Source organism: Streptomyces sp. NBC_01717, assembly GCF_036248255.1.
Lineage (GTDB): Bacteria > Actinomycetota > Actinomycetes > Streptomycetales > Streptomycetaceae > Streptomyces.
In genome coordinates this window covers 261,181-284,055 of sequence record NZ_CP109178.1, presented here as the reverse complement: position 1 = coordinate 284,055, position 22,875 = coordinate 261,181, and the positions used below count along the sequence as shown (strand labels likewise).

General features: G+C 66.3%; 19 protein-coding genes and 4 pseudogenes. 15 read left to right on the top strand and 8 right to left on the bottom strand.

All coding sequences use genetic code 11. The features are described 5' to 3' along the window. Window positions 1-2 precede the first annotated feature (2 nt). From OHB49_RS01310 to OHB49_RS01300, 3 genes are all read left to right on the top strand, one after another. Window positions 3-1,457 (top strand): cellulose binding domain-containing protein, encoded by a 1,455-nt coding sequence (locus OHB49_RS01310; RefSeq protein WP_443079470.1) that lies wholly within the window; start codon window positions 3-5, stop codon window positions 1,455-1,457. Between the two features lie 264 nt (window positions 1,458-1,721). Then, window positions 1,722-2,366: a dihydrofolate reductase family protein gene (locus OHB49_RS01305; RefSeq protein ID WP_329157164.1), complete on the top strand. Its 645-nt coding sequence runs from the start codon at window positions 1,722-1,724 to the stop codon at window positions 2,364-2,366. 719 nt (window positions 2,367-3,085) lie between these two features. Next, the gene (locus tag OHB49_RS01300; protein ID WP_329166302.1) at window positions 3,086-4,372 is read left to right on the top strand and encodes a selenium-binding protein SBP56-related protein; all 1,287 of its coding nucleotides are present in this window, start codon (window positions 3,086-3,088) and stop codon (window positions 4,370-4,372) included. A 243-nt stretch (window positions 4,373-4,615) separates the two neighbouring features. Here OHB49_RS01300 and OHB49_RS01295 read toward each other — a convergent pair. Together OHB49_RS01295 and OHB49_RS01290 are read right to left on the bottom strand one after the other, a co-directional pair. Continuing rightward, window positions 4,616-5,041, bottom strand: a pseudogene (locus OHB49_RS01295) (DNA primase); the annotation flags it as partial. A 10-nt stretch (window positions 5,042-5,051) separates the two neighbouring features. Continuing rightward, window positions 5,052-5,681 carry a class I SAM-dependent methyltransferase gene (locus OHB49_RS01290; RefSeq protein ID WP_329157162.1) on the bottom strand — a complete coding sequence of 210 codons (630 nt, stop codon included), beginning with the start codon at window positions 5,679-5,681 and terminating at the stop codon, window positions 5,052-5,054. 888 nt (window positions 5,682-6,569) lie between these two features. On the opposite strand from OHB49_RS01290, the gene OHB49_RS01285 reads away from it, so the two are divergent. Further along, window positions 6,570-6,968, top strand: coding sequence for a hypothetical protein (locus tag OHB49_RS01285; protein ID WP_329157160.1), 399 nt, complete (start codon window positions 6,570-6,572; stop codon window positions 6,966-6,968). Between the two features lie 174 nt (window positions 6,969-7,142). Here the strand turns inward: OHB49_RS01285 and OHB49_RS01280 are convergent, their stop codons facing one another. Further along, window positions 7,143-7,727 (bottom strand): flavoprotein, encoded by a 585-nt coding sequence (locus OHB49_RS01280; RefSeq protein WP_329157159.1) that lies wholly within the window; start codon window positions 7,725-7,727, stop codon window positions 7,143-7,145. Between the two features lie 166 nt (window positions 7,728-7,893). Here OHB49_RS01280 and OHB49_RS01275 point away from each other — a divergent pair, with 166 nt between their 5' ends. After that, complete coding sequence (locus tag OHB49_RS01275) at window positions 7,894-8,196, top strand: hypothetical protein (protein WP_329157157.1); 303 nt, start codon at window positions 7,894-7,896, stop codon at window positions 8,194-8,196. Window positions 8,197-8,508: 312 nt separating this feature from the next. Further along, a complete protein-coding gene (locus OHB49_RS01270; RefSeq protein WP_329157156.1) occupies window positions 8,509-9,165 on the top strand; it encodes a DUF6082 family protein in 657 nt (218 codons plus the stop codon). A gap of 954 nt (window positions 9,166-10,119) precedes the next feature. Here OHB49_RS01270 and OHB49_RS01265 read toward each other — a convergent pair. Continuing rightward, window positions 10,120-10,485 (bottom strand): annotated as a pseudogene (locus OHB49_RS01265) (SDR family oxidoreductase); the annotation flags it as partial. A 223-nt stretch (window positions 10,486-10,708) separates the two neighbouring features. On the opposite strand from OHB49_RS01265, the gene OHB49_RS01260 reads away from it, so the two are divergent. Beyond that, window positions 10,709-12,301 (top strand): transposase, encoded by a 1,593-nt coding sequence (locus OHB49_RS01260; protein WP_329157154.1) that lies wholly within the window; start codon window positions 10,709-10,711, stop codon window positions 12,299-12,301. Between the two features lie 111 nt (window positions 12,302-12,412). On the opposite strand, the gene OHB49_RS01255 is transcribed toward OHB49_RS01260, so the two are convergent. Continuing rightward, window positions 12,413-12,829: an SRPBCC family protein gene (locus tag OHB49_RS01255; protein WP_329157152.1), complete on the bottom strand. Its 417-nt coding sequence runs from the start codon at window positions 12,827-12,829 to the stop codon at window positions 12,413-12,415. Window positions 12,830-12,881: 52 nt separating this feature from the next. Further along, window positions 12,882-13,892: an aldo/keto reductase gene (locus tag OHB49_RS01250; RefSeq protein ID WP_329157150.1), complete on the bottom strand. Its 1,011-nt coding sequence runs from the start codon at window positions 13,890-13,892 to the stop codon at window positions 12,882-12,884. A 138-nt stretch (window positions 13,893-14,030) separates the two neighbouring features. Between OHB49_RS01250 and OHB49_RS01245 the strand changes: the two genes are divergently transcribed. Both OHB49_RS01245 and OHB49_RS01240 read left to right on the top strand, forming a co-directional pair. Continuing rightward, entirely contained in the window at window positions 14,031-14,957 is a 927-nt protein-coding gene (locus OHB49_RS01245; RefSeq protein WP_329157149.1) for a LysR substrate-binding domain-containing protein, read from the top strand. A 386-nt stretch (window positions 14,958-15,343) separates the two neighbouring features. Then, window positions 15,344-15,991 carry a class I SAM-dependent methyltransferase gene (locus OHB49_RS01240; RefSeq protein WP_329157148.1) on the top strand — a complete coding sequence of 216 codons (648 nt, stop codon included), beginning with the start codon at window positions 15,344-15,346 and terminating at the stop codon, window positions 15,989-15,991. 269 nt (window positions 15,992-16,260) lie between these two features. Here the strand turns inward: OHB49_RS01240 and OHB49_RS01235 are convergent, their stop codons facing one another. Beyond that, window positions 16,261-16,851, bottom strand: coding sequence for an SMI1/KNR4 family protein (locus tag OHB49_RS01235; protein ID WP_329157147.1), 591 nt, complete (start codon window positions 16,849-16,851; stop codon window positions 16,261-16,263). Window positions 16,852-17,093: 242 nt separating this feature from the next. Here OHB49_RS01235 and OHB49_RS01230 point away from each other — a divergent pair. From OHB49_RS01230 to OHB49_RS01220, 3 genes and pseudogenes are all read left to right on the top strand, one after another. Then, a pseudogene (locus tag OHB49_RS01230) lies at window positions 17,094-17,264 on the top strand (phosphoglyceromutase); the annotation flags it as partial. Window positions 17,265-17,541: 277 nt separating this feature from the next. Next, the gene (locus tag OHB49_RS01225) at window positions 17,542-18,495 is read left to right on the top strand and encodes a DUF5996 family protein (RefSeq protein ID WP_329157146.1); all 954 of its coding nucleotides are present in this window, start codon (window positions 17,542-17,544) and stop codon (window positions 18,493-18,495) included. Window positions 18,496-18,551: 56 nt separating this feature from the next. Then, window positions 18,552-18,995, top strand: coding sequence for a hypothetical protein (locus tag OHB49_RS01220; protein WP_329157145.1), 444 nt, complete (start codon window positions 18,552-18,554; stop codon window positions 18,993-18,995). Between the two features lie 50 nt (window positions 18,996-19,045). On the opposite strand, the gene OHB49_RS01215 is transcribed toward OHB49_RS01220, so the two are convergent. Then, window positions 19,046-19,402, bottom strand: coding sequence for a hypothetical protein (locus OHB49_RS01215; RefSeq protein WP_329157143.1), 357 nt, complete (start codon window positions 19,400-19,402; stop codon window positions 19,046-19,048). 635 nt (window positions 19,403-20,037) lie between these two features. On the opposite strand from OHB49_RS01215, the gene OHB49_RS01210 reads away from it, so the two are divergent. From OHB49_RS01210 to OHB49_RS01200, 3 genes and pseudogenes are all read left to right on the top strand, one after another. Continuing rightward, window positions 20,038-21,564: an MFS transporter gene (locus OHB49_RS01210; RefSeq protein WP_329157142.1), complete on the top strand. Its 1,527-nt coding sequence runs from the start codon at window positions 20,038-20,040 to the stop codon at window positions 21,562-21,564. A gap of 15 nt (window positions 21,565-21,579) precedes the next feature. Further along, a pseudogene (locus OHB49_RS01205) lies at window positions 21,580-22,017 on the top strand (transposase); the annotation flags it as partial. Between the two features lie 23 nt (window positions 22,018-22,040). Next, on the top strand, window positions 22,041-22,820 hold the full coding sequence (locus OHB49_RS01200; RefSeq protein WP_329157140.1) for an alpha/beta fold hydrolase: 780 nt from the start codon (window positions 22,041-22,043) through the stop codon (window positions 22,818-22,820). Window positions 22,821-22,875 lie beyond the last annotated feature (55 nt).

Sequence of the window (22,875 nt, the reverse complement as noted above, 5' to 3'; positions counted from 1 at the left end):
CCATGAAGGAGAACACCGCAGTGACAACAAGAGCGAAGAGCCGTATGCACACCGTCGCGGCAGCCGCCGCGGCGTTAGGTCTCGGCTGCGCAGGACTGCTCGCGCTGCCGTCCACGGCCAGCGCAGCCGGAGCTCTCACGGTCCAGTACAAGACCGGCGCATCGGGCGCCACGGCTGACCAGAGCGAGCCCTGGCTGAAGGTCATCAACTCCGGCAACAGTTCCCTGCAGCTCAGCCAGGTCAAGGTCCGCTACTACTTCAAGGCGGACTCGGCGGACGCCACGTACAGGTTCGCATGTTCCTGGGCGGTCAAGGGCTGTGCCAACGTCACAGGAACCTTCGGAACCCTCGCCCATCCGACCGCCACCGCCGATCGCTACCTCGAGGTCGGCTTCACCTCAGGAGCAGGATCCCTCGCTCCGGGCGCCGACAGCGGAGACCTGCAGCTGCGCTTCTACCAGTCCAACTGGCAGAGTGTGAAGCAGAGTGACGACTACTCCTTCGGAGCCGCACAGAACTCGTACGGAGACTGGAACAAGGTCACCGCCCAGGTCGGCTCCAGCCTCGAGTGGGGCACCGCCCCCGAAGGCAACGACCCCGGCGGCCCCACCGACCCGCCTACCGACCCGCCCACCGACCCGCCGGGCGACGGCGCCACGCTCTTCGACGACTTCAACTACACCAGTCACAGCGACGCAAAGCTCTCGGAGCACGGCTGGAACGTACGCTCCAACTCTGGTGGCCCGGGCGTCCCCGGCGCGACCTGGTCGCCGCAGAACGTCACCTTCTCCACCGAGAGCGGCAATTCCCTCATGAACCTGGAGACCTCGTCGTCCGGGACCGGCGAGTCGACCGAGCAGACCGAAGTCCTCACCAAGTCGATGAAGTTCAAGAACGGCACCTACGCGGCCCGGGTGAAGTTCAGCGACGCGCCGAAGTCGGGACCCGACGGCGACCATCTCGTCCAGACCTTCTTCACCATCAACGACCTCAAGGCGCCGATGGCCGACGACTACTCGGAGTACGACTTCGAGTACCTGCCCAACGGCGGCTGGGGCGAGTCGGGCAATATCCTCTACACGACATCCTGGGAGACGTACAACCCTGATCCCTGGCAAGCCGTCAACCAGCACACAGAATCGCGGCAGAGCTTCACCGGCTGGCACGACCTGGTGCTGACCATCGACAACAGCACCATCAAGTACTACATCGACGGGCAGCTCTTCGGTACGCATGACGCCGCGTATCTCCCCGAGCGCGGCATGTCGATCAACTTCAACCAGTGGCTGATCGACCTCAACGGCCAGACCAGCACCGCCGCGCGCGCGTACGACGAGGGTGTCGACTACGTCCTGCACGTCAAGGACCAGGTCCTCACTCCCGCGCAGGTGGCCGCCAAGATCAACGCCTACCGGCAGGCAGGCACCACCTTCGAGGACACCGTTCCGGCGAGCTGACCGGTGCAGGAGCGGGCGTCCAGAGCGGGCGCCCGCTCCGGCCGGCACATCAGTAGTCCGGGCAGAGCCATATCCGTGACTCCACGACCGTCGCGGACGCCGACTGGACCGTCACCACCTACTTCGACCTGGTGGCCGCAAACCACGTAAACCTCACAGGCCGGGAAACTGGGTAACCCAGTTCTTGACCGGTCACGGAGTCAGCGATGAGTTTTCCCGGCCCGGCAAGTCTCACCACCGTTGTCGACAACCCAGGAGGAGCACGTGGCTCAGCTACTGAGAGTCCAGAACTTCAACGTCTCGAGTGACGGGATCGGTGCCGGTGAGGACCAGTCCCTCGAGAGGCCGTTCGGTCATGTCGAGCCCCAGAGGCTGTTCGCCTGGGCCGGTGCCACTGCGAGCTGGCCCATGCGCACCGACCCCGGGGGGAGCCGAGGCCTGGACGACTACCTCACGCGGGATTACGCGCGCAACATCGGCGCCGAGATCATGGGTCGCAACAAGTTCGGGCCCCAGCGCGGGCCCTGGCACGACCATGAGTGGCAGGGCTGGTGGGGTGACGAGCCCCCGTTCCGCACCCCGGTATTCGTCCTGACTCACCACAAGCGCCCTTCGCTCACACTCTCCGACACCACGTTCCACTTCGTCGACGCCGACCCTGCCACGGTCCTCGACCAGGCCCGAGAGGCGGCGCAGGGCAAGGACGTCCGACTCGGCGGCGGAGTCACCACCATCAGGCAGTTTCTCGATGCCGACCTCGTCGACACCATGCATGTGGCGGTCTCGCCGGTGAAGTTCGGGTCCGGACTACGACTGTGGGAGTCCCCCGATGAGCTGCTCGACCGGTTCCACCTGGAGGTCGTTCCCAGCCCGAGCGGGGTGACGCACCACCTCTTCTGGCGAAAGTGACCGGTCCTCAGGGCTGGCCCCGGTCGGGCTGTTTTGTCTTCTGGGGCTGCCCTGAGGCGGGCCGTGGAGTCGTGCCACGCGCGGTCAGCCGGGCGCCTTCGACGCCAGGGCGGCAGTAGAAGCTCTCGATGTTGAAGTGCGAGCGGAAGGCGATCCACCGGTCGGTCTCCGCCCTGGCCCGGTTGTCCCGGCAGGTGGGTCTGCGACACGAACGCTTCCACCGGGGCCTTGCCCGAGGCCGCGAGGATCTCCGGCTGCCGGTCGGAGACGTAGCGTCGCACCATCCGGTGGGACACATCGGCACCGTGCTCCATGACGAGCCCGTGGGAAAAAGCGGCTGCGCCGAGCGGACACCGTGCCTCCGGCCGTCTTGCCAGTCGGCCGTGTCAGACGTCGCTCGCTGATCTGGCCTGATCGATCGGAAAGGATCTGGTCGGGCGTGACGGAGACGAGCCGCACATCGAGGCGGTCCGCGCCCCCGCGCTGCCGCCTTGGCAGGCTTCCGCGGCTGTGAAACGCTCGTTTTATGGCATATCTGTCCCGCGTCTGCACATCGATCTCGAACGGGTGAGCCCGGCTGCCTGCGGAGTCCCCCGGACCCGGGCCCCCGTTCGGGAGTGAGGAACAGCCATGACGACGACCGAGCACGCTCACGACCGCGACGACCACAGTGACCCGACCTTGTCGGTTTCGACCCGACCGCCCAGCGCGCGGACGCGCTGTTCACCGTCGGCACCGACCCCGAATCCCCCGCGTACGGCCGTGTGATCTCTCACGCCGACCTGCCCGACCTGGGCAACGAACTGCACCACTTCGGTTGGAACGCCTGCTCGAGCGCGCTGGCGCACGCCGGTCATCATCACGCTGCGCGGCGCTACCTCATCGTCCCGGGACTGCGCTCCTCCCGGCTGCACATCTTCGACACCAGCCCCGATCCCGCCCGCCCCCGACTGGTGAAGGTGGTCGAGCCCGAGGAGCTGGCAGCCAAGGCCGGATATTCGCGTCCGCACACTCTTCACTGCGGCCCTGACGGAGTGTTCCTGTCCTGCCTGGGCGGCGCGGACGGTATGGACGGGCCTGGCGGCATCGCGCTGCTGGACCACGAAAGCTTCGAAGTGCTGCGAGCCTGGGAGAGCGACCGAGGACCGCAACGCCTCGCCTACGACGTCTGGTGGCATCTGCGCCAGAACATCGCCGTGACCAGCGAGTGGGGGTCCCCCTCGATGATCGAGGACGGCCTTGTCCCCGAACTGCTGCTGGGTCGCCGGTACGGCCACTCCCTGCACTTCTGGGAGCTGGACTCCGGCCGACACCTGCAGCGCGTGGATCTGGGTGATGAGAACCAGATGGTTCTCGAGCTGCGTCCCGCGCACGACCCCGAGGCAACGTGGGGGTTCGCAAACACCGTGGTCAACGTGGAGGACCTGTCGGCGTCGGTGTGGCTGTGGAACCGGGAGGGCGAGGACTTCGTGGTCCGCAAGGTGATCACCATCCCCGCCCGGCCCGCGCGAACGGAGGACCTGCCCCCGGCGCTGCAGCCGTTCGGCGCCGCGCCCCCGATGATCACCGACATCGACCTGTCGGTGGACGACCAGTGGCTGTACGTATCCGCATGGGGAACCGGCGTGCTGTACCAGTACGACGTGAGCGACCCGTTCCATCCGAGGCAGACCGCGTCCGTGCGTCTCGGCGGCATGGTTGGCCGACAGCCGCATCCCGCCGAGCCGGACGTTCCGCTGACCGGCGGAGCGCAGATGGTCGAGATCAGCCGCGACGGGCGGCGTGTGTACCTGACGAACTCCTTGTACGCCGCCTGGGACGCGCAGTTCTATCCCGCGGGCATCGACCCGTGGATGGTCAAACTCGACGCCGACACCTCGCACGGCGGGCTCTCCGTCGACAGCCGATTTTTTCCGCACGGCTCGGACTTCCTCGGCTTGCGCGTGCACCAGACGCGCCTGCAGGGCGGCGACGCCTCCTCGGATTCGTACTGCTACCGCCGCTGACCGCTTGTGCTCCGCGAGCGCCCGATCATGGAACCTGCGGAGTGAGTGTCCATATCTGATCCCGGACATTGCGCCGTCATTCGCGGTCAGGATGACAAAAGCTGAGCCAGATCCACTACTCGTGAATTGAACCAGCGCTACTGAGGCTACCTGCGGTCTGACCTGGGCATTTCCTCCGTCCTCAACCCCCTGGGCCGTCGTGGGGCCGTCATCGGCCTTGGGGGCGTCATCGAAGGCACGGTTGTCCGTGCAGTGCCGGGGCGACTCCCCCTTGGCCTGTGCGGCGGTGAACAGCCGCGCGGTGTGCGCCTCGGTGAGGCACCCGCACCGGCCGTGGGCCGACAGCACGGCGAGGAACGTCCGGTAGACGGTGGCGTGCACCGCACTGGAAGCCGCGGTGATGCGCTGCTCTGCCATGGCGATGCCGCGGTCCAGATAGGCGGGCATGCGGTGAGGGCACTCCCCACCCCCGACCAGTGAGGGCACGGTGACGGCCGTCGGCCGGACTGCGGTGGGCTCCTTCACGACCAGTGCGCGGACGACATCCGGCAGCGCCGTCATGGTGCCGGTGCCGGGACCCAGCCACCGGGCGTAGGCCATGGTGGACTTGATGTCGACGCCGGGCCGTACGGCGTTGGCGGACTGCATGGCGCCCTGGTAGAGCCAGTGCGGGCACGCTCTACTGGAGGCGGGCCAGCAGGTGGGCGTCGAGGAAGCCCCGCTCGGAGGCCGGGTCGTGGAGCAGCCGGGCGAACGTGACGAGCCCGGCCCCGGCCAGCAGCTCGGCGAACCGGTCCACCGGCCAGCTATAGGCGGGCGCCACCTTGTGGTCGAAGCGGACCGGCTCGGGTTCATCGGTCGCGAAAAACGAGACCAGGAGCAGGCCCCCTGGTGCCAGGACACGCACCTGCTCGGCGAGCAGCGCGGGTAGTTCCCCAGGAGGGGTGTGGATCATCGAGTAGTGGGCCAGCACGCCGCCGAGCGCGCAGTCCTCGACCGGCAGGGCCTCCATCCGCGCTTCGTCGAACCGCAGCGCCGGATTGGCCCGCCGGGCGTGGTCGACCATCGCCGGGGAGAGGTCGAGCCCGAAGGCGTCCAGCCCCAAGCCGTGCAGCATGGCCGTCAGATGGCCGGGTCCGCACCCGACGTCGGCTGCCCGCAGGTTCCCCGTATCACGCACGAGCTCAGCGAAGGTGCCGATCATGTTCCGCGCGAACGGCTGTGTCTCCAACCGATTGGCGAACATCGACGCATACAGCTCGACGACCCCGTCGTAGGCCGCCCTGGTCTCGTCCTGGTGTTCCAACACGGGAGGGAAACTAACACCCCCACGTTCGCAGCCGTTCTCCGGCCCTGTGCCGACCCCCACCCCAAGGGACTGCCCATCCCGCCACATGATCACGGGACGGGCCATATCGCCCAACACAACGAGCAGAGAGCCGTGACCGTCACCGCATCACGTCCCTGGTCGCGGCCGCAGCTAGCCTCATCACGGCCCTCACGCCCCTGACCATCAAGCTGATGTAAGCGTGCCCGCCGCGTGCCCGAACCAGAGGTACACAGCGGGAAACCACGGGGACTTGCGGGTACCTGGCAGCTCATCCGCAGGTCAGCATCTCTGCAGGTCAGGCCCCGTCCACATACGGGGTCTTCCAAACAAGTGCTCTGGTACTCGCGCGGCGGAGCTTGACTCGGCCATTCAGGCTCCACCACCGTCGGCTAGGGTGCCGATCGAGGGGGCGAGATGACAAAGCCGAGCAGGTGGGATCACCCGCGATGGCACTTGGTGTTCGTGGTGCCGATCCTGATCTTGGTGATCGTGGAAGACGACGCGATAACGCGAGGCATGGCGGCCGTAGCCCTCGCGCTTAGCGCCTTCCGCTATGGGGGGCGACTCGGCGAAGCGCCGGCGGGCGGACGTGAATCCTGACATCAACGCTTGACACCAACCGCAGCAAACACCCGCGGTTACGGCCGATCACCAGCGATCGCCACGGTCGGTGAACCAGCTGGATCCCTCGGCGTAACAGGGATGCCGGACCGACCTGATGAGGATGAGGCCACAGGTTCAAATCCTGCGGGCCAGCCCGTAAGGGTGTCCCTAGTGCTCTGACCATGGATGAGCTGCGACGACTTCCGATGGCGGAGATCCGCCCCATAGGATCTTGAGCTCAGGCACGGATGTCGGAGGGCGACGATGGAACAGCCGCGGATACGTCTCGGCAGCGATACCGTGTGGCTGGAACTGACTCGGACCGGTGAGGACAGCTGGCAGGTCACCGCAGATTGGTCCTCCTGCCTGACAGCTGACTTCACCGCGGATCTCAGCGCTGCGGAGGCTGCGGACTTCGCAGCGCGGATGCTCTCTCGCCTGCGCGCGCCGTCGGGTGGACGCTTTTCGGCGGCGGTGACTCCCGGCCGCAACAATCCGCTGACGTTGAATGCGGAGCCCGTCGGGGACGGTTTCGCCTTCTTCGTGCGCCTGACCCCGAACGGCGATGACGACGTGTGTCACTTGCAGATGGAGATCGGTCCAATCGCCACGTGGGAACTTCGTGAGATGTTCGATGCGCTGCACTCGGCGCTGGTGGTCTGACCGCACGTTGAAGGAAGCCTCAGGGACGGGTGACCCCTAGAAATTTCCCGTGCCACGACCGCGCCAGAACGGACGGGGACCCACGGGGTACAGCGGCTGCTGACGGGGGCCACAGCCAGCAGACGCCGAAGTCGGTATCCCGCAGGTCAGACCCCAACTCGCCCCACCACGCTCCTAAAGCGGGTGTCGAGCAGCCCGGGCTGTCACGTGCTGGATGGACTCCGTGATCGCGGCCCAGGGGAGCTGTCGAACTGCTGGCCCTTCGCGGGGTTCATAGAGCGGCCAGACGTCAGGACCGTAGATGAGCTCTACGTCCGCCTTCCGTAGGGCCGCGACATGCCCGTCCCACGCTGGGTGCCGTACGTGTGCTGCGTTGACCCGCGGGAACACCACGACCGGAACGTCGATCGTGCCGAGTGCCTCGCTCACCTGCGTCAGTGCTTGGTTGTCGGCGATGCCCGTTGCGAGCTTGGCAACGTAGTTCGCGCTTGCCGGGGCGACGACGTAGCAGTTGGCGACCGGGTGTGGGCGAGCCTCGGTCGGTAGGCGAGGCGTATCCCGGACTGGGAGGCCGGTTACGGCTTCCAGTCGGTCCAGTTCGCCGTTCGCCCGCAGCCATTTGCTGGCATCTGGGGTCAGGGTCACGGCTACCTGCCAGCCGAGGGCGATCGCTGGCTCGACCAGGCCGGTGCGGAGTTGCTCGACTCCATCGGTTGCCGCGCCCACGACTCCAAGCACTCCGCGGCTTCCTGCACTCACGGTTCCACCACCCCGCATCGGTTCATCCCCTCGGCCAGCAGTACAGCAGAGAAGTACCGCAACCACAGCAACTATCAGCAACTGTCGTTGGTCCTTAAGGTGCAAGAGCACCACAAGCGCGTGGATACCCCCCCGAGGGCGGACACGAGAGGTCGAGGGGGACGCCGTGAAGGACGCCGTGGACTGGCTGTCTTGGGGGATCGTCGGTTTTGGGTTCATCTTGGTCGGCGCGAGCGTGTGTGCCCGTCTGATGGAGAAGGCTCGGACGCAGCCAGGTATTGATCGGTTGCGCTACCGAATCTCTACCTTGTTGATCTTTGCACTTGGAGTAGTCGCGATCGGGAGGAAATTGCCGAGGCTCCTTGGGGCCCCGTTCCCAGTCGTGATGATCTGTGACGTGGTGAGCTTCGTACCCATTCTTGCCATCTTCGCGTTGGGAGTGATTGCTGCCCGGCCGAAGGGCACCTGACATCCAAAGCTGACATCAACGGCGTTGGACAGTGGCAGCGTTGGCGGTCTCCGGCGGCGGTCCTCTCCGGGAGACGGCCGGAGTTCAAGGCGCCCCGGCTGAACTTACAAAGCAGATGCCAGCGTTCTGAGACGCACCGACCACGGCTGAGGCAAGCCCTCATCTCTCATGAATTGCTTGAACGTCTGTCCCGCTGCGCCGCGCTGTACGAGCCGGTCAGGTCGGCCAGCGTCGGAGCTGCGGTCTTGCCGCTCGCACTGCTGTTGTCGATGATGGAGGCCGTAGTGCTGACCCGGGGGGACTATGGGGGCAATGCAGCCCCAACAACGCAGGTGGGCCTTCTGGTTTGGAGCAGGACTCGTCGCGCTGATGGCGATCCTTTCGACGCCGTTTCTGTTGGAGCGAGCAGCTCCGGCCGGGAAGGACTGGGATGAGCTGAGCGCTGTGAGCCAGACCTACGGCGCAGCCTCTGTCTTCTTCTCGGCAGCCGCATTGCTTGGAGTCGTCGCCTCAATCGCGTACCAAGCACGACAGACGAGTATCACCAACCAAGAGGCGCAACGCGCCTCGCATCGGCAGCGCCTACTGGTTGCTTTGGAGCATCCGGAGCTGCAGGCCTGCTGGGAGCCGATGAGCGGGGTGCGGTCCGAGGATCAGGCGCGCAAGGTGCTGTACACAAACCTAATCGTGAGCAACTGGAGCGCTGACTACCGCCTGCGGCGAGCGAATGAGCCAGCCGCCCGGGTGCAGCTCGAAATCCACTTTCAGGGCGAAGCCGCTCGGGACCATTGGGCTGTGTGCGCCGCTACGTGGCGACAGTACGCCACGGCCGAAGGCGACCGCAGAGGCTTACGCTTCATCGATCTGATGGACGAAATGTACGAGCAGGCGCTGGCAGCCGGGCCGGCTGTCCCTTCAGCGTCCTACTTCACACCACCGCCCGGAGGCAGCGCAGCAGCTGCGCAATGAGTGCCCGCAGCTCGCCGCAGGCGCCCCATTAGCCGGGGGCGCGTGCCAGATCCGTGCCAGATCGAGCGGTCAGTCACGGTCAATCGGGGTGCGAGGCGGTGCAGAGACCCACTGACAGGCTGGGCGCTGTTGTACGGCTGCTGACCAGCCAAGACCGTCCTGTGATCGGCGCCGCCCTTACAAAGCAGATGTCGGCGGTTCGAGACGGTCCGCGCCCACCAGCACAATTGTCAAATCCTGTGGACCGGTGGCAAGGCCGCAGCCGGAGCGGTCTTTGGCCAGACGGAAGGTGTGTCTGGCTGAGATCAGGCGCCCGGGGGGCCGTTGGAGCCAGTCTCAGTTGCAGTCTCATTCGAGGTTCGATCCGCAGGTGTCCGGGATAGTGCGGGTCTGTCCACCTCGCTGGGAGCTGCGGAAACGCGTGTCTGGTGGACGTCTCCGGACGGCCGCGGAACAAGATCCGACAACTTGCAATCGTAGGTCTCGGGTTCGGATCCCGAAGGCGGCGCCAGAGACCCCAGGTAGATCGTCGCCGACCTGGGGTTTCCTCTTGCCCCGGCATAGCACGTCACTCAGCGGGGCCGCCGGGATTGCCTGTGGGAGCGGCGGAGCCTTCGAGTTCTACTTGCCTACGACCTGGGCCCTCTTGGCGCGCTTGGCTTTCTTCTGGGCCGTCTGTGGGCCGTCCGAGGGGGACCGACGATGACCGATAACAACCAATGACGCCTACAACCGCGCAGCTCTCCGCCCTGTTGCGGAGCGATGCTGCACCCCGCCGGAGGGCCGGTTCAATACCAGCGCTACTGTCGCCAGGGCCTTTCGATCTCATCATGGGTTGGGGTCCCGTCTGCCCGCACTGTCTCGAAGCTGGAGAAGGTTCAGGTAGTGGTGACTTCTGAGGCCGGTGCCGGGGTGCAGGGCGCCGGCACCGGAAGGGTTGACCACCGGGTGGGGTCAGGCTGCGCTTGCGGTCGGCCTCACGATGATCTCGCTGACGTCGACCTCCGACGGTTGGCCGATCGCGTAGGCGATGGCTTCAGCGACCGCGGAGGCGGGGATGGACACCTGGCGGTAGGTGCGCATCTCCTCACGGCCCACCGGGCCGGAGATGGAATCTGCCAGTTCGGCATACTTCGTGGCGCAGTAGACGGCCGCCGTCGGGGAGACGGCGTGGGCGCCGATGGAGGCAACATTGACGAACTGGCCGTGGCGCTGGGTCTGCATGAGCGGCAGTGCCGCGGAGATTCCATGCAGAAGTCCACGGACATTGACGTCGATCATGCGTGCCGGATCAGACCCAGCCGCATCTGACGGCGAGAGCGCGGGGTTGACCCGGTTGCTGCCTCCGAGCGCTTCATGCAGGGGTTACGAGCTGCTTTCGGTTTGCTGCATTGAAGAGTGAGTTGTAGCGAGCGGGAGCGAGTCCTGTGGGTGGGTTTGTGGGGGTGGGAACGGGGGTTCTGGGATCGAATGGGTGACCTTGGCGGTTGCGGCTCGTTTGGCTGGGTGGCAGGGGTGCTGCATGGAGGGCGGGGGTGATGTGGTGGGTGGTTTGCGTAAGCTGGCGACGTCCTTCGTGGTGTCCGGGCCTTGCGGGGTGGCGGTCCGGGACCGTCTCAAGCACCTCACGCCGCAGGACGAGGGGGTGCTGCGTGCGGTCGGTGCGCATCAGGGCACGCTTGCTTCCCGTGATCTCAAGGCCCGCTGTGCGGACGGTCTGGAGCACAGTGCGGACACCTGGGCAGCGCGTAAGCGGGAGCTGACCGGGGTGCCGTCGTCGCGGATCGCGGGGGCCATCACGAAGGCCGCCCACGATCAGTGGGCGCTGGCGCGCCGCTGCCAGGCTGCGCAGATCCGGAACCTGGCTGCTGGGATCAGGACGTTGCGGCACCGGCTGTCCCTCCCGCTCGGGGCGTCCGGGACGAAGCGCGCGACGGGCGGCTACCGGTCGAAGAGCGAGTGGTTCCGCAAGTCCCGCCGCCTCGCGGCACTCGAGGCGCGGCACACCGCTGCTGTAGCCGACTGGCAGGCCGGACGGGTGCGGGTGGTGCGGGGCGGTAAGCGTCTCCTGAATACCCGCCACCATCTCACCGAGGCTCGTCTCACCGAAGACGAGTGGCGACAACGGTGGGAGGCGGAGCGCTGGTTCATCGCTGCTGATGGTGAGTCGGGGAAGCGGTTCGGGAACGAGACGATCCGCGTCGCCCCGGACGGCGAAGTGTCCATCAGGCTGCCCGTTCCGCTCGCGCACCTGGCCAACACCCGGCACGGCCGGTACACCCTCACCGCGCGTATCGGGTTCGCGCATCGGGGTGCGGAGTGGGCCGACCGCATCGAAGCGAACCGGGCCGTCGCCTACCGCACGGCCTCGTGGCAACGCCCCGCCGTGAAGACGATCCCGTTGGAGACCGCCCGCGCCCGGGGGATGATCGGCGTCGACACCAACGCGGACCACTTCGCCGCCTACCGGCTCGACCGGCACGGCAACCCCATCGGAGGGCCCCGGCGGTTCTTCTACGACCTGTCCGGTTCGGCCGGTCACCGAGATGCACAGATCCGGCATGCCTTGACCCGGTTGATCAACTGGGCGGTGCGGGTCGGTGTCGCCGTGATCGGCATCGAGGACCTCGATTTCACCGCCGAGAAGACGCGCGAGAAGCACGGGGGCCGCAAGGGGTTCCGGCAGCTCATCTCCGGCATCCCCACCGCCAAGCTCAAGGCCCGGCTGGTCTCCATGGCCGCCGAGCACGGCCTGAGCATTGTCGCGGTCGACCCGGCCTACACCAGCCTGTGGGGTGCTCAGCACTGGCAGAAACCACTGGCCACCCCGCGCCGAAAGATGTCCCGTCACGATGCCGCCGGTATCGCGATCGGGAGACGCGCCCTTGGACACCCGGTCCGGCGTCGGACGGCACCGTCCCCACACGACCAGAGTGATCGTGCGGGGCATCGGACCGCCCAGGCCGAACCAGGCGACCGGGGACGTGAGGGAACCCGCCCACCCACCACGGACCGGCCCCCCGGAGGGCCGCCGCCGAGCGGGAAGCGAAAGCGGGGGACCAGTGCATCCAACACCGTTCGGGATGCACCCAGCACGCACCAGTGGGTCCAGGACTCACTTATGTGCACTGGCTAGGAACGGTTTCACTCCGGTCAGGTCTCTTCCCTGCTGCAGTGAGCACGCGGTGCCGACGGGGTAAGGCATGGCCGCAACCCCTGGGCCTCGAGGGACCCAGGGGTTGCGGTTTCAGCTGAGTGTTTTGTCGAGGGCGTCGAGGCCGTCGCGGTAGATCCCGGTGAACAGGGCGACCACCTCGTCCTCGCTTGCCCCTTGGGGGGTGAACCGTCCGGACCACTGGACCTCGGCTACGTCTTTCTGACCGGGCACTTCATGCACGCGCAGGGTGGAGATGTAGCCGACGACGGGGAAGGGCGCTTCGAGGATGGCGTAGCTGTAGTGACGTTCCGTTTCGTTGAAATCCACGAGGCGCTCGACGATGACCTCTCCGTCCGGGTTGGCGAGCCGGCGGACGCGGCCGCCCTCCAGAGCAGTGCTCTCGGCGATGTAGGGGAGCCAGTCGGGCAGGGAATCGAAGCCCCCGATCAGCTGCCACACGCGCTCAGGGGAGGTCGGTACGACCCGGCTCACTGATGTCGATGCCATGATCTTTCTCCAAGAATCGTTTGATCTTCGGTAACGGTGGTCGCGTGACAACTCAGGCATTGCCCGGGAGCGGCGCCTGGGGGCTGACCAGGTTGGCCTTGCGGAGTTCGGCCCAGAAGTCGGCCGGAACGTTCTCGTGCAGGGCGGAGAGGTCCTCGGCGATTCGGCTGGGCTTGGTGGCGCCGGGGACGACGGCGGCGGTGACCGGGTGGGCCAGGGAGAACTGCAGGGCTGCGGCCTTGATGCTCACACCGTGCCGGTCGGCGATGTCCTTGATACGCCGGACCTTTTCGATGATCTCCGGGGATGCTTCCTGGTACTCGAAGTGGGTGCCGCCGGCCAGGACGCCGGAGCTGTAGGGGCCGCCGACGACCATGTCGACGCCGTGCTCGGCGGCCATGGGCAGCAGCCGCTGGAGGGCGTGGTCGTGGTCCAGCAGTGAGTAGCGACCCGCGAGGAGGAACCCGTCGGGCTGTGGTTCATCCAGGGCAAGGGCCAGCTCGACGGGCTCGGTGCGGTTGACGCCCAGCCCCCACGCCTTGATGACGCCCTCATCCCGCAGCCGGGACAGCACGCGGAAGGCGCCGGTGCGGGCCTCCTCGAACTTCTGCAGCCACAGGTCGCCGTGGAAGTCCTGGGCGATGTCGTGCACCCAGACGATGTCGAGGCGGTCCACGTCCAGCCGCTTCAGGCTGTCCTCGATCGAACGCTCGGTTGCCTCGGCGGTCCACTCGTGCACGATCTTGTTGGGGTTCCCGTGCTCGAACAGGCCGCCCTTCTCGCCAAGGTCACGAGAACCCGTCTCGCGCTCGTCCAGGATCACGCGGCCCACCTTCGTGGACAGGACGTACTGGTCCCGGTCCTTTCCGGCGAGAGCAGCACCGAGACGTTCCTCGGACAGACCCGCACCGTAGAACGGGGCCGTGTCGAAGTAGCGGATGCCCTGGTCCCACGCGGCCTGGACAGTCGCGGCGGCCTCCTCGTCCGGGATGGCGCGGAACATGTTGCCCAAGGGCGCAGTCCCGAAACCGATACGGCCGGGAAGGAGAGATGTGATGGTCATGGCAGGTCCTTGCACAGAGGGGAAACCGGATTTCCGGCCCTTCAGCCGGTCCGTCGTTCTTTCCTCTTCGACATTAGGATGGGGACATCAGACTGTCCAAGACTTCCTTGGGCACACTTGAGTCTCTTGAGGTCTTACATGCTTGACCTGCGGCAACTTCGCTATTTCATCGCCGTGGCCGAGACCGAACACGTCGGCCGCGCCGCAGAACAGCTCCACATCTCGCAGTCCCCGCTCAGCCGACAGATCGCCCAGCTCGAGAAGAAGCTTGGTCTCACCCTGTTCGAGCGCACCCAGCAGCGCATCCGCCTGACCCGTGACGGCGCGGTGTTCCTGAGCGAGGCCAGAGCGCTCCTGCGCCACGCCGACCGCCTGGAGAACCTCGGCCGCCGACTGGGCCGTGGGGAAGAGGGCGGACTGTGCATCGGCTACGCGCCTGATGCCATGCACACGGGTGTGCTTCCCGGTGCGTTGCGCCGCCTGCAGGAGGAGCGTCCCGGTATTCACGTCGCTCTGTACAACATGTCCGCCTCGGAGCAGTTCGAAGGGCTGCGTCAGCGCAGCCTTGACATCGCCCTGGTGCGGGAACCACCGGACCGCGACGATCCTGTGCTGCGGGCAGCGCCCTTGCTGGAGGACCCCTTGCTGCTCGTCCTTCCAGCCGGCCATCCGCTGGCCGCACAGGATGCGGTCACGGCTCAGGACCTGGACGGCCGGCCATGGATCGCCATCGAGGAAGAGGGTGATCCCGGATGGCGGGACGCATTCGTCGCTTCGTGTGTTGCCTCAGGCTTCACCCCCGACATCCGGCTCGACGCTCCGGAGCCCCTGACAGCACTGGGCCTTGTCGCCTCCGGCCTTGGTCTGGCCCTGGTGCAGAAGAGCATGGTGCGAGGCGTGACGGATGCCGTGGTTGTACGTGAACTGCCCTGGCGCGAGGCGTCCGTTCACCTGTGGGCCGTCTGGCACCACATCGACCTGCGCCCGGTTGTCTCCTCGTTCCGCGAGACGGTGCTGTCGCACGAGACGAGCAGCGAGGAACCGGCGGCCACCTCTGTGACGTGAGGACGGCGACCTGTGCTCGGCGGGTGTCTGCGCTTCGTGGCCGTCCCGTCGACAGGACGGATGGTCGTCATGGCTGCCCCCCGTGGGCGTACGCCCGATGCGCCCGGCGTACCAGGGGACGGTCGATCGCCTCGGCCGGCCAATCCAGTGCGGTCCTGTCGTCCGTCACCGGGTTGCGCATGTGGTGCCGACGTCGTCGATCGAGATCTCCACCAGGTCATGGGTGTGGAGCGTGAAATCGAGCTCGGGCACGATCCCGGCTCGGGGCGAAGCGGAGAGCAGCGGGAACACGCTTCTCTGAACCAGCGACAGCTCGAGGGAACGGGCGGGAGGGTAGATCGTGATTCTCTCCGCACGCCTCGGGGCCAGGAACTACTGTCGCGAGCATGGTCGAACACGATGCCCTCAGCGTTACCCGCGAGGCTTACGACGCTGCTGCCCCCACCTATGCCGAGCTGTTCCGCGACTCGCTGCGTGACAGTCCCCTGGACCGTGCGATCTTGGGTGCCTTCGCCGAGCTCGTAAGTGCGAGTGGGGACGGTCAGGTCGCGGACCTGGGGTGTGGGCCTGGCTATATCACCGCTTATCTGGACGAGCTGGGGCTGACGGCATTTGGTGTTGATGCCTCTCCTGCGATGATCAAGCTGGCTCGACAGGCATATCCGGGCCTGCGGTTCGACGTGGGCTCGATGGCCGAGTTGAACATCGCTGATGGCGTACTGGGCGGCGCACTCTCACGTTGGTCCATCATCCACACTCCGCCGCAAGAACTCCCCGCCATCTTGGCGGAGTTCCACCGCGTGCTGGCACCTGGCGGCCACCTGCTGGTCGGCTTTTCGGGAAGCGATGATCCGTCTCACCTGACGCAGGTCTTCGATCACACAGTCGCCCTGGCCTATCGGTGGTCGCCTGATCACCTCGCCGCGGTGCTGCGCAAGGCCGGGTTGGCCGAGGTAGCCCGGATGGTTCGCGAGCCTCAGCCCACCGACCGACGGCAGTTCCAGGAGATTCAACTGCTCGCCCGTAAAGCCTGACGACCTGACCCGCGATCAAGGGCTGTCCCGTAATCCCCGGCGGGCGCGCGACGACAGCTACGGCACCTCGCCGCGTTGTCGGGTCGCCCGAATACGCCCGGTATGGGGACTCCCCTCCGCCTTGCGATGCACCGCATCTGACGCCGCGCGCCGATCCACCAGGGTTTACGGGAAAACTCTTAGCCTGACCGAGTTCTCATCGGTGGTTCAGTCAGGAATTCTGCGACGGGGCTGCCGGGCCGGCTCCGCCCGGTGCCGACCGGCAGCGTTCACCAGCCGACCAGATCCATGGATCTGCGAGTGATCCAGTCCATGAACGACACGGGCTGACCGCCCAGGTTCAGAGGAAGGCTCTGGTCGCAGGTGGCCCGGCCGTCGAACCACAGTGAGCCCCGGTGTGGACCGGTGACAACGAGCAGGGTCGAGAGGCCACAGCCGTTGTCCTGGATGAACACGGCGCCGGACGTCTTGCGCTCCTGGAGCACCCCGTACTCGGCGTCCCACTGCTCCCATGCCGCTTGGTAGGCGCTGTGGTTCGGACAGTCCTGTGTCACCGGCTCGCGCGCGTCCAGCTCATCCTCGTAAGCACGGTAGGAGTCGGGATGCGAGAAGTCAGTGGTGAGCAAGTCGTAGTTGGTGCTCGAGTCCCCATGCCAGCCCCAGCCTGCCGTGGATCGGCACAGCCGGTTCACCGCGCCGCCGGCGCTCTGCCGGAGCAAGTACTCTCTGTACTTGTCCGGGAACGCGATGCCCAGCTCCGCCTCCGCTTCGCAGATCTCCGCTTCGGACAGCGGCGGCGGGGAGGCAACCTGCCTCGTGGGTGGACAGCTGTGCTCGTCAAAGCGCCGCCCCCGAGCCATGCGTTGGTCTTCCGCCGTCCAATCGGTGCCAACTGGTCACCAGGCTCACCCTCGCCGGCGCCGTCCTCACCCAGGCAAGCGACAGGCCAGCAGAACACGGACCGACCTCCGACAACATCGTCCCGTTCCCCAGAACGACAACCTGACAGAGGGGACGACCCAGGCGAAGGCTCGGCTGCGATGCCGCGACCTCTGACTAGGGAGCCAGAACCGTCAGAGGATTTGAACAGAAGGACTTGCCAGAGAAAATCTCCGCCGCCGACATCACGGGCCTGAACATCCCGACCGGCATTCCGCTCGCCTACGAGCTGGACGCCGACTTCCGCCCCCTGAAGCCGGGCGGCACGTACCTCGACCCACATGCGGCGGCAGCCGCCATCGAGCCCGTGAAGAACCAGGGCAAGAAGAGGTAGGTTCAGTGATCATGCCCACGATCTGCGCTTATGGCGCAGATTGGGGGCGCTTTCATGCCGTGGACCCTCTCTGGGCCCGCGCTGCGGCGATCCTGGCTGCTGGCCCAGCACGTCGGACGCCTGGCGCCACCGAGCGGGCAGGACCCCGACCTGCGTGTGAAAATTGGGTACTGGATCGCAGTTCGGTGTCCGAGACCCGCCCGTCGCTGCACGGGGAACGTGCGCGGCACCGGACGTCCTCTCCCGCTGATCCCATCGACACGCTGGGAGGCTCTCCGTGAGCGAACGTCTCAATGCGTGGCCGACGCTGGACTATGAGGACCTGGCGCCCATGGTCGACTACGTGAACCGGGTGGTACAGGTCGCAGGCAAGTACACCCTCGACGAGCCCTTCGAAGTCGGTTGGGGAAACATCGTCCTCGATGTCACCCCCCGGGGGCTCAGTACGCCAACCCTTCGGCAGCGAGGCGTGACCTTCACGGTGCACTACAACTTGCTCGACGGTGGCGTGGTCATCGAGGCCGACAGTGGCTCGCGGACGGTGCCCTTGTCCCAGGGATCAGTCGCCACGTTCTATGCGTCCTTCTGCGATGCGGTAGACGAGCTCGGCATACACCGACCACGCAGCTCGTTGATCTGCGAGATTCCGGATGCCCCGCCGCGCTTCGAGGACGATAACGTCGAACGCACCTGGGATGGCCACGCGGCCCGACTGATCTGGACAGCGTTTAACCTCGCCGCCGACGGGCTCGAGGCGTGGCAGGCCCCCTTCCTGGGACACCACCCCCGGGTCGGTGTGATGTGGGGCGGCTTCGACCTGTCCGCCACGCGTTACCGGGCGCAGCCCACCGTGCCGCCGCCCCACCAGCCGCCGTTCATGCAGAACGCCCAGCTCGACGCGTACGTGTCTGTGGGATTCTCACTTGGGGATGCCGAGGCGCCGAACGTCGGCATGTACGCGTACATCTGGCCCCAGCCGGATGGTCTCGGGGGCCGGTCCTGGGGTGTTGAGGGCGCCGCCTGGCACCCCGACGCCGGTCTGGTTCGTCTGCCGTGGGCCAAGCTTAGGGAGACAGCGGACCCGCACCAGGCCATTGTGGCGTTCGGTGACGCTGTCTACGATGCCGCCGTCGAGACGGCCGGCTGGCCGTCCGACCTCGTCGGCCCCCGCGTCGAGGGTTGGTACATGAGCAGGACACCGCCCGCGCTCGTCCAGCACCAGCACGGCTGACTCAGACGAGGAACGGCTGGCCTGCTTCGACGATTCCGGGTCAACAGCTGTCACCGATGCGGGTGTTGAGCGCGGCGGCGCCGGAAGAATTCTGTGCCACGGCGCGGGCACTGGACCTCGCGGCCATGGACGTGGTGGAGCTGACCTGCTCGCCGTCCGATGTGCGGAGGGCGGTCATGACGCCAAAGCCATCCAGCGTCTCTTGCCACGTCAGCTTGCCGGGAGCGCTCCTTGAGGCTGAGGCGCAGAAGTTGTCCGGCCAGCGCATCCCCGACGATCCCAGAAACCCGGCAGACCCCGGAATCCGAAAAGCGACTCCGGGAACCGTCACCAAGCTCAAGCAGACCGTCGCCAACCAGAAAGCCGAGATTCAGGAGCTTCGCCAACTGGTCACCAGGCTCACCCTCGCCGACGCCGTCCTCACCCAGGCAAGCGACAGGCCAGCAGAACACGGACCGACCTCCGACAACATCGTCCCGTTCCCCAAAACGACAACCTGACAGAGGGGACGACCCAGGCGAAGGCTCGGCTGCGATGCCGCGACCTCTGACTAGGGAGCCAGAACCGTCAGAGGATTTGAACAGAAGGACTTGCCAGGGAACTCGACGAACGCCTGCTCGGATGCCTGGTTGAACAGCGTTGCGACCTGCAGGTCGACCGGCTGCTCAGCGGGTCCGATCTCCTTCACGGTGACGGGCAGACCATGCGGGGCGGCGAAGGTGGCGTGTGGTGGGGCGGTTGTCTGGTCCTTGGCGGCCTGCGCCTCCGACCGCCGGCTGGGTACCGCGGGCGCGGCAGGCGCAGCGGGGGCCGTGGGGGCGGTGGGTGTGGAGGCGCACCCTGCAGTCACAACGGCCAGGCAGGCGGCGATCAGGGCCGTACGACACCGTTTGAGCGGGTAGTCCATCGGTTCTCCGGCTGTTCTTGGTCCGAAGCCATGAAGTGGGACCGGAGATCCTCGTCTCGGCTTCGACGCTAGTTACGTCCAGGCACAGTGGCATCTTGAGGTGTGTACGGCCCCGCAGAGCATGGCCCCCGTACCTGCGCCCTCTTGAGCTTCCGCGCGCCCTTGTGATGGGCAACGGACAGTGCGTTCCGGTGAGGACGGGGAATCGTGTCGGACGTGGGCGCACCCCGGGACGGGTCGGGCGGGTGACAGGCCCTGAGGCGATCGGGCCGTGGGCCGACATCGGCGGCTCCGCCCAAGCGGTTCGATTGCGTCTTCGGTCCGGAGTCCGTGAGCCAATTGGGTGGTGAGGCGTGTAGCTGCAGAGCGGAGGACGGAGCCCACGCGGAGCGGCGGCGACTGATGACAACGCGGCGGATGAGCGTGCCAGACCCCGCGAGCCCGGCACTCTCCAAACGAGAGTCCCTAGGTCGCTCATGACAGGACCTGGTCGGGTGTGGTCCTTGCCGGGTTGACCGGCGCGCCTCCCTGGGACGGCGTTGCTTCGTGGTGCTGTTTATCCGTTTGGACCCGGGGTACCCGGCGTCAGTGCCAAGGGCGGCGACGCAAGCTGCCCTGTCAGGAGGCAGAGTCCTATGAGTCGAGGCGGGGAAGCAGTCACCGGAAGGGTCACGACACAGGTGCCCGCGAGGCTGGACCGCCTGCCGTGGTCGCGATGGCACTGGATGATCGTGATCGGCCTGGGCACAGTTTGGATCCTCGACGGCCTGGAAGTTACGGTCGTCGGGAACATCGCCGGCCGGCTCTCCGAGGCCGGCAGTGGCCTGCCGATCAGCAGCGCTCAGGTCACGGGCGTCGCGGCAGCGCTCTATGTGGCGGGCGCCTGCTCCGGCGCTCTCTTCTTCGGCTGGCTCACGGACCGTTATGGCCGTAAGAAGCTCTTCCTGATCACTCTCACCGTCTACCTCGCGGCGACCGCGCTCACCGCCGTGTCCTTCTCCGTCTGGTGGTTCTTCCTCTTCCGATTCCTGACCGGGTTCGGTATCGGTGGAGAGTACGCGGCCATCAACTCCGCCATCGACGAGCTGATCCCCAGCAGGTTCCGGGGCCGCGTCGACCTGATCATCAATGGCAGTTACTGGCTGGGTGCGATGGGTGGTGCTCTCCTGTCGGTCCTCGCACTCGATACCGGTATCTTCCCCAAGGATGTCGGCTGGCGGTTGACCTTCGCCCTCGGGGTCGTTCTGGGCCTGGTCATTCTTCTGGTACGCCGTCATGTGCCGGAAAGCCCGAGGTGGATGTTCATCCACGGACAGGCCGAGGGAGCGGAGAAGCTCGTCGACGAGGTGGAGAGGGAGATCGAGGAGGAGTCGGGCCGCCCGCTTCCCGAGGCGGAGAGCGAGATCACTGTCGAACAGCGACGCAGCGTCGGTTTCATCGAGATCGGGAAGACCGTCTTCCGTGACTATCCCAAGCGTGCGACGCTCGGTTTCGCGCTCTTCGTCGGACAGGCGTTCCTCTACAACGCGATCACTTTCGGCTTCGGCTCGATACTGGTCACGTTCTTCGACGTCTCCACCGGAACGACCGGCTACTTCTTTGCCGCCATCGCGTTCTGCAACTTTCTGGGCCCCCTGTTCCTGGGCCGTCTCTTTGACACCTGGGGCCGCCGGCCGATGATCGCGGGGACCTACATCCTTTCCGGAGTTCTGCTGTTCCTCACTGCCTGGCTGTTCGATGCCGGACGGCTCGATGCCGTCACGATGACGCTGTGCTGGTGCGTCGTACTCTTCTTCGCGTCGGCGGGTGCGAGTTCGGCCTACCTCACGGTCAGTGAGATCTTCCCGATGGAGACACGAGCCATGGCGATCGCTTTCTTCTACGCGATCGGGACGGCGGCCGGTGGCATCTCCGGCCCTCTGCTTTTCGCGGGCCTGACGCAGAGCGGAGTCGTCGGGGACGCCGCTCTCGCGTTCTGTGTGGGGGCGGCGTTGATGGTGATCGCGGGCCTGGTGGCCGTCTTCTTCGCGGTGGCGGCAGAACAGAAGTCGCTGGAACAGATCGCTGTGCCGCTTTCGGCGGTCACGTCACAGGACCGCGCTCCGCGGGGCGGAGCCGACGATAAGAAGCCGGGTTCCCCGCCGGGCGCACCAGCGGGGTGACACCCCCTCAGGCAGATGACCCGGCGACCGGCGCTCGCACCTGGCTGCCTCCGCATCGCCCTGGGAACGGGTCGTCGCCGGATGCCGACGGCCACGGGATTTCCCACCGGCAGTACCGACCTTCCCGCCCAGACGTTCGAGCGGGAGGTATTGCCTCAAGCGCCTACGGCGAAGGCGGTCAAAGACATCCGGGCGTTCGATCCGAAGCGGCGAGGGCATTTGGTCGTTGCAGCCGAATCCAAGCACCAACGTCTCCATGCGGACAAGGCGTACGACGTCCCTCACCTGCGGAAATGGTTATGGGGCAAGCGCATCGGAGTCCGGATTGCCTGCAAGGGCACCGAATCCAGTGAACGATTAGGGCGCCGCCGATGGGTCATCGAGCGGACCATGTCCTGGCTCACCGGCTACCGCAGACTCAACCACCGATACGAGCGACACCCGGCCAACTACTGCAAGGCGGCAAAGGTTCACCGGTGGTGCTGATCCACGGGTTCCCTCAGACGTGGGCCGAGTGGCGGCATCAGATGGGCCCGCTCTCCAAGACCCACACCGTGATCGCCGTCGACCTGCGCGGCGCCGGCAACTCCGAGGTCACCAAGAGCGGTTACGAGAAGGCGCAGATGGCTGCGGACGTGCATCAGCTGCTGAAGCAGCTGAAGCTGAACAACGGCGTCCAGATCGTCGGCCACGACGTCGGTCTGTGGGTCAGCTACGCCTACGCGGCGCAGTGGCCGTCGGAGGTGCGCCGCATGGCCGTGATGGAAGCTCCCATCCCGGACGACAGCCTCTACACCTTCCCGGCTCTGGAGGCCAACCCGAAAACCCCGTCGATGTGGCACTTCGGCCTGTTCCAGCTACCTCTCGCCGAGCAGCTCATCGCCGGTCACGAGCGTCCCTTTGTTCAGGGCTTCAGCGGGGAGCTTCTGGCCAACAAGTCCGCGTTCAGCCCGGCTGACTACGACTTCTACGCCCACTACCTGAAGCAGCCCGGCCGTACGACGGCCTGGATGAGCATGTACCGCCAGCTCCGCGAAGACGTCCAGCAGAACAAGAAGTTCCTGGCCGCAGGCAAACTGAAGATGCCCGTCCTGGCGATCGGCGGACAGGCATCGTTCGGTGGCAAGATCGCCGACCAATGGCGTGACTATGCCGTGAACGTCGACGGCCGGGTCCTGAAGGGTTCGGGTCACTGGGTGACCGAGGAGAAGCCGCAGGAAGTGACGGCCATACTGCAGTCCTTCCTGCAGAAGTAGTTCTCTCCAGCAGCCGCACCTCCTCGAGCGTGGTGGATCCTCACTGGGGGCGGTA